The organism is Bordetella genomosp. 7 (assembly GCF_002261265.1).
Taxonomy (GTDB): domain Bacteria; phylum Pseudomonadota; class Gammaproteobacteria; order Burkholderiales; family Burkholderiaceae_B; genus Bordetella_A.
In genome coordinates, this window is the sequence record NZ_NEVK01000003.1 from 399,404 (window position 1) to 411,515 (window position 12,112).

15 protein-coding genes are annotated in these 12,112 nt (G+C 66.1%); 9 read left to right on the forward strand and 6 right to left on the reverse strand.

Annotated elements, in window-relative coordinates:
• Positions 1–10: 10 nt before the first annotated feature.
• Positions 11–421 (forward strand): cupin domain-containing protein, encoded by a 411-nt coding sequence (locus CAL19_RS04270; protein ID WP_026640251.1) that lies wholly within the window; start codon positions 11–13, stop codon positions 419–421.
• Complete coding sequence (locus CAL19_RS04275) at positions 418–744, forward strand: NIPSNAP family protein (RefSeq protein WP_026640252.1); 327 nt, start codon at positions 418–420, stop codon at positions 742–744. The genes CAL19_RS04270 and CAL19_RS04275 overlap by 4 nt, the downstream gene beginning before the upstream one ends.
• Positions 745–815: 71 nt before the next feature.
• Here the strand turns inward: CAL19_RS04275 and CAL19_RS04280 are convergent, their stop codons facing one another.
• The 6 genes from CAL19_RS04280 to CAL19_RS19940 form a co-directional block, all read right to left on the reverse strand.
• The gene (locus CAL19_RS04280; protein WP_094796105.1) at positions 816–2,327 is read right to left on the reverse strand and encodes an AMP-binding protein; all 1,512 of its coding nucleotides are present in this window, start codon (positions 2,325–2,327) and stop codon (positions 816–818) included.
• Positions 2,328–2,366: 39 nt separating this feature from the next.
• Entirely contained in the window at positions 2,367–2,741 is a 375-nt protein-coding gene (locus CAL19_RS19790) for an acyl-CoA dehydrogenase family protein (protein WP_249276250.1), read from the reverse strand.
• Entirely contained in the window at positions 2,719–3,540 is an 822-nt protein-coding gene (locus CAL19_RS04285; protein WP_249276251.1) for an acyl-CoA dehydrogenase family protein, read from the reverse strand. The genes CAL19_RS19790 and CAL19_RS04285 overlap by 23 nt, the downstream gene beginning before the upstream one ends.
• A 71-nt stretch (positions 3,541–3,611) precedes the next feature.
• Positions 3,612–4,583: a Bug family tripartite tricarboxylate transporter substrate binding protein gene (locus CAL19_RS04290; RefSeq protein WP_026640255.1), complete on the reverse strand. Its 972-nt coding sequence runs from the start codon at positions 4,581–4,583 to the stop codon at positions 3,612–3,614.
• A 67-nt stretch (positions 4,584–4,650) separates the two neighbouring features.
• A complete protein-coding gene (gene lpdA, locus CAL19_RS04295) occupies positions 4,651–6,081 on the reverse strand; it encodes a dihydrolipoyl dehydrogenase (RefSeq protein WP_026640256.1) in 1,431 nt (476 codons plus the stop codon).
• A gap of 2 nt (positions 6,082–6,083) precedes the next feature.
• Positions 6,084–6,197, reverse strand: coding sequence for a 2-oxo acid dehydrogenase subunit E2 (locus tag CAL19_RS19940; RefSeq protein ID WP_432759129.1), 114 nt, complete (start codon positions 6,195–6,197; stop codon positions 6,084–6,086).
• A 33-nt stretch (positions 6,198–6,230) separates the two neighbouring features.
• On the opposite strand from CAL19_RS19940, the gene CAL19_RS04305 reads away from it, so the two are divergent.
• The 7 genes from CAL19_RS04305 (at position 6,231) to CAL19_RS04335 (ending at position 12,109) form a co-directional block, all read left to right on the forward strand.
• Positions 6,231–7,049 carry an IclR family transcriptional regulator gene (locus CAL19_RS04305; protein WP_094796106.1) on the forward strand — a complete coding sequence of 273 codons (819 nt, stop codon included), beginning with the start codon at positions 6,231–6,233 and terminating at the stop codon, positions 7,047–7,049.
• A gap of 198 nt (positions 7,050–7,247) precedes the next feature.
• A complete protein-coding gene (locus tag CAL19_RS04310) occupies positions 7,248–7,535 on the forward strand; it encodes a hypothetical protein (RefSeq protein ID WP_094796107.1) in 288 nt (95 codons plus the stop codon).
• 151 nt (positions 7,536–7,686) lie between these two features.
• Complete coding sequence (locus CAL19_RS04315) at positions 7,687–8,652, forward strand: Bug family tripartite tricarboxylate transporter substrate binding protein (RefSeq protein WP_026640269.1); 966 nt, start codon at positions 7,687–7,689, stop codon at positions 8,650–8,652.
• A gap of 22 nt (positions 8,653–8,674) precedes the next feature.
• Positions 8,675–9,460 carry a GntR family transcriptional regulator gene (locus CAL19_RS04320; protein ID WP_026640270.1) on the forward strand — a complete coding sequence of 262 codons (786 nt, stop codon included), beginning with the start codon at positions 8,675–8,677 and terminating at the stop codon, positions 9,458–9,460.
• A gap of 11 nt (positions 9,461–9,471) precedes the next feature.
• Positions 9,472–10,734: a 3-isopropylmalate dehydratase large subunit gene (locus tag CAL19_RS04325; protein WP_094796397.1), complete on the forward strand. Its 1,263-nt coding sequence runs from the start codon at positions 9,472–9,474 to the stop codon at positions 10,732–10,734.
• Positions 10,731–11,246: a 3-isopropylmalate dehydratase gene (locus CAL19_RS04330; protein ID WP_094796108.1), complete on the forward strand. Its 516-nt coding sequence runs from the start codon at positions 10,731–10,733 to the stop codon at positions 11,244–11,246. Before CAL19_RS04325 ends, CAL19_RS04330 begins: the two co-directional genes overlap by 4 nt.
• Complete coding sequence (locus tag CAL19_RS04335; RefSeq protein WP_094796109.1) at positions 11,246–12,109, forward strand: isocitrate lyase/PEP mutase family protein; 864 nt, start codon at positions 11,246–11,248, stop codon at positions 12,107–12,109. The genes CAL19_RS04330 and CAL19_RS04335 overlap by 1 nt, the downstream gene beginning before the upstream one ends.
• Positions 12,110–12,112 lie beyond the last annotated feature (3 nt).

A 12,112-nucleotide genomic window follows, 5' to 3' on the forward strand; every position in this document is an offset into this window, starting at 1 on the left:
AGGTTATCCAATGAAGGTGTTTCATGGCAGGGCGGAAGGCAAGGTTTCGGAGCAGCGCAGCTCTACATTCACCGGCATCGTGTGGGGCGACCCGATCATGCCCACCACCGACAACGTGACGATCAATTCGGTGTTTTTTTCGCCGGGCGCGCGCACGTACTGGCATACCCACGAACTGGGACAGATTCTGCAGGTGACGGCCGGCCGCGGCTGGATCTGCGCCGACGGACAGCCCGCGCAGGCCATCCGCCAGGGCGATGTGGTGTGGATACCGCCTAACGAGCGGCACTGGCACGGCGCCGCGGCAGATACTTACATGATCCATGTGGCCACTTCGCTGGGCAAGAGCAATTGGCAGGAAGAAGTGTCTGAGCACGACTACATCGGCGCCACAGCCGCCGCCGCCCGGGAGACGCCATGATCGTCGAACTGCGCATCTATCATTGCGCGCCGGGCCGCCTGCCGGCGCTGAACGATCGCTTCACCAACCATACGCTGGGCTTTTTCAAGAAGCACGGCATTGAACAGATCGGCTTCTGGACTACGCTGGTGGGGCCGTCCAACCAGTCGCTGACCTATTTGCTCAAATGGGAAAGCATGGCCGAGCGCGAGCAGAAGTGGAACGCCTTCCAGTCCGATCCGGACTGGATCGCCACGCGCGCGGCCAGCGAAGCCGAGAAGATCATTGTCGAGCGCGTCGAGAACCAGTTCCTGGCTCCGACTGCGTATTCGGCGCTGAAGTAGCACAGCGGACATTCCTGGCCGGCGCCTGGCGAGCGGCGCTTGGCCAGGGGCGCCCGGCGAGGGGCGTTGTCCTAGCCCGGCCCCGGCTCTGCCAGCATGCGCCGCAATTCCCGCTTGAGCACCTTGCCCGATGGGTTGCGCGGCAGGCTGTCGCACAGCACCAGCTTCTTGGGCGTCTTGAATCCCCCCAGCCTTGCCGAGCAATGCGTGCGCAAGGCGTCCAGCGTCAGGGTGGCGCCGGACCGAAGCACGACCGCCGCCGTCACGCATTCTCCCCATGTGGGGTCCGGCAGGCCGATCACGGCGGCTTCTTCTACTTCCGGCAGTTCGTACAGTACGCGCTCGACCTCCGACGAGGCGATGTTTTCGCCGCCGCTGATGATCATGTCTTTCTTGCGGTCGGTCAGGTACAGAAAACCCTCTTCATCGACATAGCCCACGTCGCCGGTGCGGAACCAGGCGCCGAAAAAGCTGGCGGCGGTCTTGGCGGGGTCGTTCCAGTAGCCCAGGCATACCTTGGGGCCGGACAGGCATATTTCGCCGGGCTGGCCGGGCGGCAGTGGCCGGCCCTCGTCGTCGAAGATGCCCAGGGCCACATGCGGCAGGGCGCGTCCGGTGGAGCCGATTTTCTCGAGCTCGCGCCCGGGTTCCATCATGGTGTCGCCCGAGCAGGTTTCGGTCAGGCCATAGGCGTCAATGTACCGGGCGTGGGTGAAGAGCTGCGTGAATTCGCGGATACGCTCTTCTGGCGTGCGCTCGCCGCCGCCGATCAGCCAGCGCAGGCTGCTCAGGTCATATTGCTGGCGTTCGGGCAACGCCAGGCAGCGATTGAGCATGACGGGCGCCATCCAGGCCCCCGTGATGCGCTCGCTATCGATCAGGGCCAGCGCGCGCGCGGCATCGAACTCGCGCTCGAGCACCAGCGCGCCTCCGGTCATCCATAGCGCAACGCCGGGCAGGTCATAGGCGCCCACGTGATACAGCGGCCCTACCACCAGCAGGCGGTCATCGCGCGACAGGCCCAGCGTCGTGATGTGGTCCAGGCATTTCCACGCCATGTTCGCATAGCTGTGCATGACGCCCTTGGGCCGGTCGGTGGTGCCGCTGGTGTACATCAGGCGGTACAGCGTATCGGGCGTTGCGGCGGGCGCGGCGGGCGGGGGCGGCAGGCCGGCCGCTCCCGGCAAGCGGCTGCTGTCGGCTTGCGCGGCGTCGTCGAGCCAGGTGACGGGGCACCGCTCGGGCACCGAAGCCCGTAGCTCGGCGTCGGCGAAGAGCCGCCGGGCGCCGGAATTGTCGAGGATGTAGTCGACCTCGTCTTTGCCCAGGCGGTAGTTGATGGGCAGCAGCACGGCGCCGGCCCGGCTGATGGCCAGGCTCAGTTCAAGAAAGGCAGCGCTGTTTTTCATGAGCAGCGCCACGACCTGGCCGGGCTGGATGCCCTGCTCAGCCAGCAGGGCGGCCGCCCGTCCGGCGCGCAGGTTCAGTTCGGCATAGCTGATGCGCTGGCCGCGATACACCAGCGCCAGCCGCTGGGGTTCCGCTTGCGCCCACCAGGCCACGCTTGCGCTGATAGAAACCATGGTCGTCTCCGTATTGTGCGGCAGGCGCGTCAGCGCCGCTCAGTAAGAGCGGGGCATCTGCAGCTCGTGGTTCGCGACGTAGTTCAGGATCATTTCTTCGGATACGGGCGCAAAGCGGAACAGCCGGCAGTCGCGCCACAGCCGCTCGACGTGGTATTCCTTGGCGTACCCCATGCCGCCCATGGTCTGCATGGCGCGCTCTGTGGCGCGGCCCACCGTCTGCGCCGCGATCAGCTTGGCCGCGTTGGCTTCGTTGCTGTAGGGCAGGCCCATGTCGAAGTTCGTGGCTGCCTTGTAGTTCAGCAGGCGCGCGGCCTCGATCTCGACATGGCATTGGGCCAGGGGAAACTGCAGGCCCTGGTATGAGCTGATCGGGCGGCCGCCAAATACGCTACGGTCGTTGGCATACTGCACCGCCAGCCTGATCGCCAGTTCGCCCCGTGCCCACCAGGCCGGCGGTCGTTACCATGCGTTCGGTGTTGAGCACGTCCAGCAACTCGCGCCAGCCTTGGTGCAGCGTCCCGATCAGTTCGTGCGGCTCGACGCGCACGTTGTCGAAGAAAACGCTGCTGGAGTCCAGCGTGCAGGTTCCCAGCTTGTCAATGGGGGTATGAGTCAGGCCCTCGCGTTCGACGTCTATCATGAACATCGACAGGCCGTCAGTGCGGGACTGGGCCTGCTCGAGCTTCTTGGTGCGGGCGATGACGAGCATCTTCGAAGCCGAGGCCACGCCGGTGATCCAGATCTTGCGGCCGTTCAGGCGCCAGCCGTCGCCGTCCTCGGCCGCATAGGTCTTGATTTCCAGCGTGTTGGTGCCGGCGTCGGGCTCGGTCAGCGCCATGCAGCAGTTGATTTCGCCGCTGATCAGCTTGGGCAGCAGCTCGCGGCGCATGGACTCGTTGCCGAAGCGGGCGATCGACACGCCGCCGAAGATGGGGTTGATCATGAACAGCTGGCCCACGGTGGACCCGCCCCCCGTGGCGGCAAGAGCCTCTACGATCAGCGACATTTCCAGCATGCCCAGGCCGCTGCCGCCGTATTCCTCCGGCAGCGCCACCCCGGACAACCCGGCTTCGCAGACGGCGCGCCAGTATTCAGTGGGAAAGGCCTTTTCGGCGTCTTGCTTGCGCCAGTATTCCAGCCCGAACCGTTCGCCGATCTGGCGGGCGGATTCGATCATCATGCGCTGTTCGTCGTTGAGTCTGAAGTCCATGGTGGTGTCTCGTGTCGAATTGAAGCTGCGCGCCCGCGGGCGGCGCAGCTGCCGATCTGTCCCGGCGTCGCCTACTGGGGTTGAATGCCCGCCGTCCTGGCGAGTTCTTTCCAGGTCTTGATTTCCTCGACCAGTTGATCCTGCGCCTGTTGCGGCGTGTCACCCACCGCTTCCAGGCCCTGCGAGGTCAGCCATTCGCGCATTTCCGGCGACTGCAGAATGGCCACGAACTCCTTGTTGAGCATTTGCACGGTGGCCGCCGGCGTCTTGGCCGGCACGTACAGGCCATACCAGACCGCCGCGTTGAAGCCCGGCACGCCGGATTCTGCAACGGTGGTCATTCCCGGCCACAGGTCGGAGCGCTGGGCGGTGGTGATGGCCAGCGCCTTCACTTTTCCGCCTTCGGCGTATCGCTTCGCAGTGGACAGCGGGTCGATCACCATCTGAACTTCTCCGCCCATCAGGCCGGTGAGCGCAGCGCTGGCCCCTTTGTATGGCACATGGGTCACGGGGGCCTTGGCCGCCGACTTGAAAAGTTCGCTGGCAAAGTGCACCGAGGTGCCGATTCCGGGCGTGCCGAAGTTCACTTTCTCGGGATTCGCCTGGGCGTATTTGACGAGATCGGCCACGTTTTTCACCGGCAGATCGTTGCTGACGAGCAGGGCGAACGGGCCACGGACCACGGTCGTGATGGACATAAGGTCGCGGGTCACGTCGTACGGCAGCTTGGCCTTGATGGCAGGCTCGGTCGCGATGGCGCCGCTGTGCAGCAGGATGGTGCTGCCATCGGCATCGGCGCGCACGGTGGCCTCGGTGCCAATGGCGCCGCCCGCCCCGGCCTTGTTTTCCACAATGACCGGACGCTGCAGGCGCGCGCTGAGTTGTTCGGCCAGTTTGCGGCCCAGGATATCCGAGGTGCCGCCAGCGGAATAGGGCACGATCAGGCGCATCTGCTTTTGCCCGGGAATCTCCTGTGCCGCCGCGGGCATGGCCCAGGCGGTTGCCGCCGCGAGTGTCAAAGCCAGTTTCTGAAAGCGCTTCATGGTTGTCTCCTTGTGTTCGTTCGTGTCTTAGGGCATGCCCGGGTGGTTTCCTGCATTGGGAACTGCATTACATGTGCAACGCCCGGCCATAGGCGGCCAGCACCGATTCGTGCATGGCCTCCGACAGCGTGGGATGGGGAAATACGGTTTCGATCAGCTCGGCTTCGGTGGCTTCGAGCGACTGCGCGACGGCGTACCCATGCACCAGTTCGGTGACTTCCGGGCCTACCAGATGCGCGCCCAGCAACTCACCGGAAGCGGCACTGAAGATCGTCTTGATGAAGCCGGCGGCCTCGCCTATGGCCACGGCCTTGCCATTGCCTTGCAGCGGGAACTTGCCGACCTTCACGTCCGGATGGGCCGCGCGCGCCTGCGCTTCCGTAAGGCCTATCGATGCGCTTTGCGGATGGCTGTATACGCACGCGGGAATCGCCGGCGCGCGCGCGCGCAGCGCCTGGGGCGGGCGGCCGGCGTGCAGGCGCGCGATATGTTCGACACATGCGATGCCTTCGTGGCTTGCCTTGTGCGCCAGCATGGGCGGACCCGTGACGTCGCCTATGGCATATAGCCCCGGCTCCTGCGTGGCGCCCCAATCGCCGGCTTCGATCAGGCCGTGGTTGATCACCGCGCGGCAATGTTCCAGGCCCAGATGCTCGGTATTGCCGACCAGGCCCACCGCCACCAGCGCGCGCTCTGCCTGCAGGGCGATGGCCTGGCCGGCGTCGGATTCCACCACCGCCTGCACGTGCCCGGCCGTGACGTCGGCACTGGCCAGCCGCGCGCCCGTCAGGAAGCGCACGCCGTCCTGCTCCATGGCCTGCCGGACGAAGTCGGACACCTCTTCGTCGCCGGACGGCAGCACGCGGGGCGCGGCTTCCACCACGGTTACGCTGCACCCCAGGGTTGCGTAAAAGCTGGCGAACTCAAGGCCGATAGCCCCGGCGCCTATTACGAGCAGAGACGCCGGAAGCTGTGTGGCGGACAGGGCGTCGCGGTAGCTCCAGACCCGCTCGCCATCGAAGGGCAGCGCGGGCAACTCGCGCGGCCGTGCGCCCGTAGCCAGAATGATGTGGGCCGCCGCGACCTGTTGCGCCGCCTGGCCGTCGGCCCCGCTGACTTCCAGGCGGCCCTTTCCCTGCAGGCGCGCGCTGCCGCTGAAGACTTTGACGCCGGCCTTTTTCAGCAAATGGGCCACTCCACGGTTCAGGCGTTGCGACGCGGTGCGCGACCGCTGCATGATGCGTGCGAAATCGATTTGCGGCGATTCGGCAACGATGCCTTCTGCATGGGCCTGGCGGATACGGCGCACCGTATCTGCAGAGTGCAGCAGGGCCTTGGTGGGAATGCAGCCCCAGTTCAGGCAGACGCCGCCCAGGTGCTCGCGCTCGACCAGCGCCGTGCGCAATTTCAGCTGCGAGGCCCGCAGCGCGGCCACATATCCTGCGGGGCCGCCGCCAACGATCGCCACGTCGAATTCCTGGCGGGATGCGGTTTGCATGGTCATATCGCGAGCAACCCTGCAGGTTGTTCCAGGGCCTGCACAACCCGCTTCAGGAACGTCAATGCGGTGACGCCATCGAGCACGCGGTGATCGGCCGACAGCACCATGCCCATTTCGCGGCGTATCGCGGGCCGGTCTTCTTGTCTATGACGGCTTCTCCTCCCGAAAAGAAGGTGGGCGCGCTCAGCGCCGGCCTGCGAGTTCTTCGCCACCTGGCGAGCGTACCGACGCCGTTGGGAGTCACGCGCATCGCGCGCGATCTCGAACTGAATTCCAGCACATGCTTCAATCTGCTGAAAACCCTGGTGCACGAAGGCCTGGTTACTTTCGACGAAGACACGAAAACCTACCGCATAGGCCTGGGGCTGGTGGAACTGGCCAAAGGCTCTCTGGAGCAGGCCTCGTATGCGCGGCTGCTGCGTCCCCACCTGCAGGAAATCGCCAGCCGTCACCGCGTCACCACGACGCTGTGGCAGCGCACCACCAACGACCGCGTGGTCATGGTGGACCTGGCCGACAGCGGATCGGCCCTGCGCGTGCACATGAGCATCGGCCAGCGGCTGCCGCTGTACATTGCGGCGCTGGGGCGCTGCATGGCCGCGTACAGCCCGCTCAGCCCCGCCGAACTGCGGTCGCGTATCAGCAGCCTGCGCTGGGGTATCAGCAGCCTGCGCTGGGAAGATGGGCCCAGTTTCGAAGCCTATATGCGCGACGTCGAGAAAGTGCGCGAGGTCGGCTACGCGCTGGACGAAGGGCACTACGTCAAGGGAATTACCACGGTGTCTTCGCCCATACTCGACGAGCATCGCACCCCCTTGATGGCCATCAGCGCAGTGGGATTCTCCGCCCAGTTCACACCATCGTCGCTGCAGTCGCTCGGTGAAGACCTGCGCGACCGCTGCCGCGAGGCCAGCAATTCCCTGTCGGGCGGCAAAGTCGGCCTGTTCTGGCAGACAGGCTCGTAGCCGCGGGCGCGCTGCGCACGGACGGCGGGGCAACACCCGATTGCGCCGTGCGCCATATCAGAGTATCCATACACCTGACAGCAGTTCACTAACGACCGCTGATGTCTGAGCGTACCGGGCGGCACAGTCCGGATGCACAGGCGGAGCCGGACCGTACAAGGCAGCCTGCCTTATGCGGATATACGCCAGGAGGGGCTTATGGCAGTGGTGTATGTAGAGTTCGAACGGGCGCGCCGTGGCAAGGCCCGTGTCGCCCCGAAAGCAGTGAACCAGGCCGTGCCGCGCCGCGATAGCGGCCGGGCCGTCTTCTGGGGCTGTCTTGGGCTGGCGCCGTTGGCAGGCCTGGCCGCCCCCGTGTGGGCGGTACCGCAGTTCGGCCATCTGGCCGGATGGGGCCTGGCGGGCGCCGGGCTGCTGGCCTGTGTGCTGATGTTGTTCGGCCTGGCCAGGCTCGAAGCCGACCGCGCGCGCGACGCCGGCCAATAGATCTTTTCCCGCTACGTCCGTCCGTCCGCATAGGCCGCGCATGGCCGCTCGCCCGCCCCGGCCGTATCGGCAGGGGGCTTGATGGCGGCCGGGCTTAGCAGGTATAGTTGTATTGTCATCAATACAACACAACATACCAGGAGATATCCCGATGGTCGGACTGCATCGAATCGCTGCGGCGTGCGCCGTTATTGGATCCATGGCGCTGCCGCCCGGCGCGGCATGGGCCCAGAACGACGCCATCAAGCTCGTGGTGGGAGCGCCCCCCGGCGGCACCACCGATACGGTGGCACGCAGCATTGCGCAACATATGTCGAAAGACCTCAAGCGCACGGTGCTGGTCGAGAACAAGCCGGGCGCAGGCGGCAACATCGCCGCCGACTATGTCGCCAAGAGCAACCCCGACGGCAGGACGCTGCTGGTGACCTTCACCAGTTTTTCCATCAACGCCACCCTGTACCGCAACCTTCCGTTCGACCCGGTGCGCGATTTCACGCCTATCAGCATGCTGGCCAATGTGCCCAGCGTGCTGGTCACGCGCAAGGACTTCCCGGCCAAATCGATGGAAGAGTTCGTGTCGCTGGTCAAGGCCAGCCCGGGCAAGTACACCATGGCGCTGGGGGCCATCGGTTCGTCGCTGCACCTGGCGGGCGAGCGCATGAAAATGATGGCCGGTCTCGATATTCTCAATGTGCCTTATAAGGGCACGTCGCCCGCCGTCAACGACGTGCTGGGCGGCCAGGTCGACATGATGTTCGCCAGCTCGCTCAACGCGCTGCCGCACATCAAGAGCGGGGCATTGAAGGCGCTGGGCGTCAGCAGCCCCGAGTCCCTGGCGCAGTTTCCCGGCGTGCCTCCTATTGGCGATACCATCAAGGGTTTCGAGTCCAACGCCTGGTTCGCGCTTTTCGGCCCGGCCAACCTGCCGGCCGACACGCTGGCCACGCTTAACGCCGCCGCGCGCAAGGCCGTCGATACGCCGGACTTCCGCCAGCTGCTCGAGCGCGAAGCCGCGTCCGCCGTCAGCAGCACCCCGCAGGAGCTCGACGCCTTTGTACGTGAAGACATCGAACGCTACGCCGAAATCGTAAAGTTCACCGGCGCCACCGTCGACTGACCGCCCACCCAGGAGCCCGCCCGTGTCCGATAGCCCGCTACCGCTGTATCACAAGGTATACCTGCTCTTGAAGCAGCGGTTGCGCGCGGGCGGTTTTCCGTACGATGTGCCCATGCCGGGCGAAAACGCCCTGGCCGCCGAATACGGCGTATCGCGCCTGACGATCAGGCGTTCGCTGGACCGCCTGGAATCCGAAGGGCTGGTCGAGCGCCGGCAAGGCCGCGGCACCTTCGCCGCACGCCCCTCGGCGCTGTCCGTCACCCAGCAGGGGGCCGATATTGACGGGCTGATGGCCCATCTGGCCAGCATGGGCATGCAGACCCAGGTGCAATTGCTCGAACTCGAAACCGTGCCGGCCGCCGGCCCGGTGGCGGCGCGCCTGGGCGTCGCGCCGGGCGCACTGGTGCAGCGGGCCGTGCGGGTGCGCAGCCACCAGGGCCTGCCTTTCTCGTACCTGACCACATTTGTTCCCGACGATATCGGCCGCCGCATCCGCCGCGAAGACCTCGCGTCCAAGCCTTTGCTTGCCATATTCCGCGACCTTGACGTCAGGGTGGCGGGCGCCGAACAGGCCATCTCGGCTGTGTTGGCCGAACCGGGCGTGGCCGAGCTGCTCGACGTGCCGGTGGGCGCGGCCTTGCTCAGCCTGCACCGGCTGGTGCGCGACGAATCCGGCCGGCCGGTGGAATGGCTGCATGCGCAGTATCGCCCCGACCGCTACGAATACCGCATGAACATGCAGGCGCACGATATGCCCGGCCAGCCCACATGGCTGCCGGCCGCCATGCCTGCGCACGCAAGCGCTTGAAGAGGTTCACTGTGACAGCCCAGACCCTGGCCCAGAAACTGCTGGCCGCCGCGGCCGGCCGCGATACCGCGCGCGTAGGCGAAATCCTGACCTGCAAGGTCGATCTGGCCATGTTCCATGATTCCAGCGGGCCGCGCCGCCTCAAGCCCATGCTCGAAGAGCTGGGAACCGGCCTGTGGGACCGCTCCAGGGTTGTGCTGGTCATGGACCATTACGTGCCCGAGGCCGACGACGAATCGCGCCGCATTGTCCGCATTGCCCGCGACTGGGCGCGCGAACAGGCGTTGCCGCACGTCTATGATTCGGTGGGCATCTGCCACGTGGTGGTGCCGGAACACGGCCACATCAGGCCGGGCATGTTCTGCGTGGGCGGCGACTCCCATTCGCCCACCGGCGGCGCGTTCGGCGCCTACATGTTCGGTGTGGGCAGCACCGAAATGCTGGGCGTGGTGGCCAGCGGCGAAATCTGGATGCGCGTGCCCGAAACGCTGATGATGCGTTGGAACGGGCGCCTGAATCCCGGCGTTACCGCCAAAGACATGATGCTGCACATGATAGGGCGCATGGGCATGAACGGCGGGCGTTACCAGGCCGTGGAGTTCTGTGGCGAGGCCGTCCGTGCGCTATCCATGCAAGAACGCATGACGCTGTCCAACATGTCGGCCGAGCTGGGCGCGCAGGCGGGGCTGGTGGCGCCGGACGAAACGACGCGGCATTACCTGCGGCAGGCGGGCGTTGCCGATGTCGACACGCAGCGATGGCAGTCTGACCCAGGCGCGCCGGCACAGTGGCACGATTTCGATGCCGCGGCGCTGGAGCCGCAGGTTGCGGCGCCGCATAGTCCGGCCAATGCCGCCCCGGTGCCGGCATATGGCGACACCCCGGTGCAGGTTGCCTACATCGGCGCCTGCACGGGCGCCAAGCTCGACGACCTGCGGGCCGCCGCCCGCATTTTGCAGGGGCGCACCATCGCCGCCGGCGTTCGCCTGATGGTGGCGCCGGCCAGCCAGCGCGACCAGGCCGCGGCGGACGCCGAAGGGGTATTGCCCGCGCTGCTGCGTGCAGGCGCCACGCTCTTGCCCACGTCGTGCGGGGCATGTTCGGGCTACGGCGGCTCTATTCCCGAAGGGGCAAATGTCATTGCCACCACCGCGCGCAATTTCAAGGGGCGCATGGGGGCGGCCACCGCCCGGGTGTTCCTGGCGTCTCCCTACACCGTGGCCGCATCCGCCGTCGCCGGCCGCATCGCCGATCCACGTGAATTCCTGTCATGACCCGTATTCATAACGCCTGGCGCATCGGCGACGATATCGATACCGACCAGCTCGCACCCGGCGCCTACATGAAGTTCGGCATTGCCGATATTGCGCGCCATTGTCTCGAAGGCGTGCGGCCCGACTTTGCTGCGGGCGTCCAACCTGGCGACGTGCTGGTGGCCGGACGCAATTTCGGCATCGGATCGTCGCGCGAACAGGCCGCCGCGGCGCTGGTGCACCTGGGCGTGCACGCCGTCATCGCGCCCAGCTACAGCGGCCTGTATTTCCGCAACGCGTTTAATGTCGGGCTGCTGCTGCTTACCTGCGAACGCGCCGGCGAAATCGCCGACTTCGAACAGATCGAGATCGACCTGCCCAATTGCCGTGTCCTGCGGGCCGACGGCGCCCCTCTGCTGTGCGAGCCGGTACCCGGATTCCTGCTCGACATGGTGCGCGCCGGCGGGCTGCTGCCGCAATTGAAGCGCCGGCTGGCCGATGGTTCGCTTCCCCGTTACCCCCAGAGAGCCTGATGGAAAATCGCCTTCTGAAAGACCGCCTGGCTGCCGGACAGGCCCTGCTCGCCCCCGGTGTCTACGACGCCCTGTCGGCCCTTATTGCCGAGCAGGCCGGCTTTGATGCGCTATACCTGTCGGGGGCGTCGATCGCCTATTCGCGTCTGGGCCGTTCCGACGTCGGCCTCACCACGTATACCGAGGTTGAAGACACGTTGGCGCGCATCACCGAAAGGGTGCGATGCCCCGTCATCGTCGATGCAGACACCGGCTTCGGCAATGCCCTGAACGTACAACGCACGGTGCGTGGGTTCGAGCGGGCCGGCGCATCCATGATCCAGATCGAAGACCAGGGCTTTCCCAAGCGCTGCGGGCATCTGGCGGGCAAGACAGTGGTGCCCGCCGCCGAAATGTGCGGCAAGCTGCGCGCCGCACTGGATGCCCGCAACGCCGATTCCACGCTGATCCTGGCCCGCACCGACGCGGTGGCGGTGGAAGGCCTGGAGGCCGCATTCGAGCGCGCCGAGCGCTATCTGGAATGCGGAGTGGATGCCATATTCATCGAAGCGTTGCGCTCGCCCGGGCAGTTGGACGCCGCCTGCGCGCGCTTCGCGTCGCGGGTGCCGCTGCTGGCCAACATGGTCGAGGGCGGCCAGACGCCCGTCGAAAGCGCCGACGCGCTGGCGGCAAGGGGTTTTCGCATTGTCATCTTTCCCGGGGGGACGGCGCGCGCCGTCGCCCACACCCTGCAGAATTACTATGGCAGCCTGCGCCAGCATGGCACGACTGCGCCTTGGCGCGACCGCATGCTGGACTTCGATCAGCTCAATGCGCTGATCGGCACTCCCGGCTTGATGGAAGACGCCCGCCGCTATGCCTGATAC

Coding starts and splice junctions, on each gene's coding strand:
- CAL19_RS04270 (WP_026640251.1), top strand. CDS start 11: ATGAAGGTGTTTCATGGCAGGGCGGAAGGCAAGGTTTCGGAGCAGCGC.
- CAL19_RS04275 (WP_026640252.1), top strand. CDS start 418: ATGATCGTCGAACTGCGCATCTATCATTGCGCGCCGGGCCGCCTGCCG.
- CAL19_RS04280 (WP_094796105.1), bottom strand. CDS start 2,327: ATGGTTTCTATCAGCGCAAGCGTGGCCTGGTGGGCGCAAGCGGAACCC.
- CAL19_RS04285 (WP_249276251.1), bottom strand. CDS start 3,540: ATGGACTTCAGACTCAACGACGAACAGCGCATGATGATCGAATCCGCC.
- CAL19_RS04290 (WP_026640255.1), bottom strand. CDS start 4,583: ATGAAGCGCTTTCAGAAACTGGCTTTGACACTCGCGGCGGCAACCGCC.
- lpdA (WP_026640256.1), bottom strand. CDS start 6,081: ATGCAAACCGCATCCCGCCAGGAATTCGACGTGGCGATCGTTGGCGGC.
- CAL19_RS19940 (WP_432759129.1), bottom strand. CDS start 6,197: ATGGGCATGGTGCTGTCGGCCGATCACCGCGTGCTCGATGGCGTCACC.
- CAL19_RS04305 (WP_094796106.1), top strand. CDS start 6,231: ATGACGGCTTCTCCTCCCGAAAAGAAGGTGGGCGCGCTCAGCGCCGGC.
- CAL19_RS04310 (WP_094796107.1), top strand. CDS start 7,248: ATGGCAGTGGTGTATGTAGAGTTCGAACGGGCGCGCCGTGGCAAGGCC.
- CAL19_RS04315 (WP_026640269.1), top strand. CDS start 7,687: ATGGTCGGACTGCATCGAATCGCTGCGGCGTGCGCCGTTATTGGATCC.
- CAL19_RS04330 (WP_094796108.1), top strand. CDS start 10,731: ATGACCCGTATTCATAACGCCTGGCGCATCGGCGACGATATCGATACC.
- CAL19_RS04335 (WP_094796109.1), top strand. CDS start 11,246: ATGGAAAATCGCCTTCTGAAAGACCGCCTGGCTGCCGGACAGGCCCTG.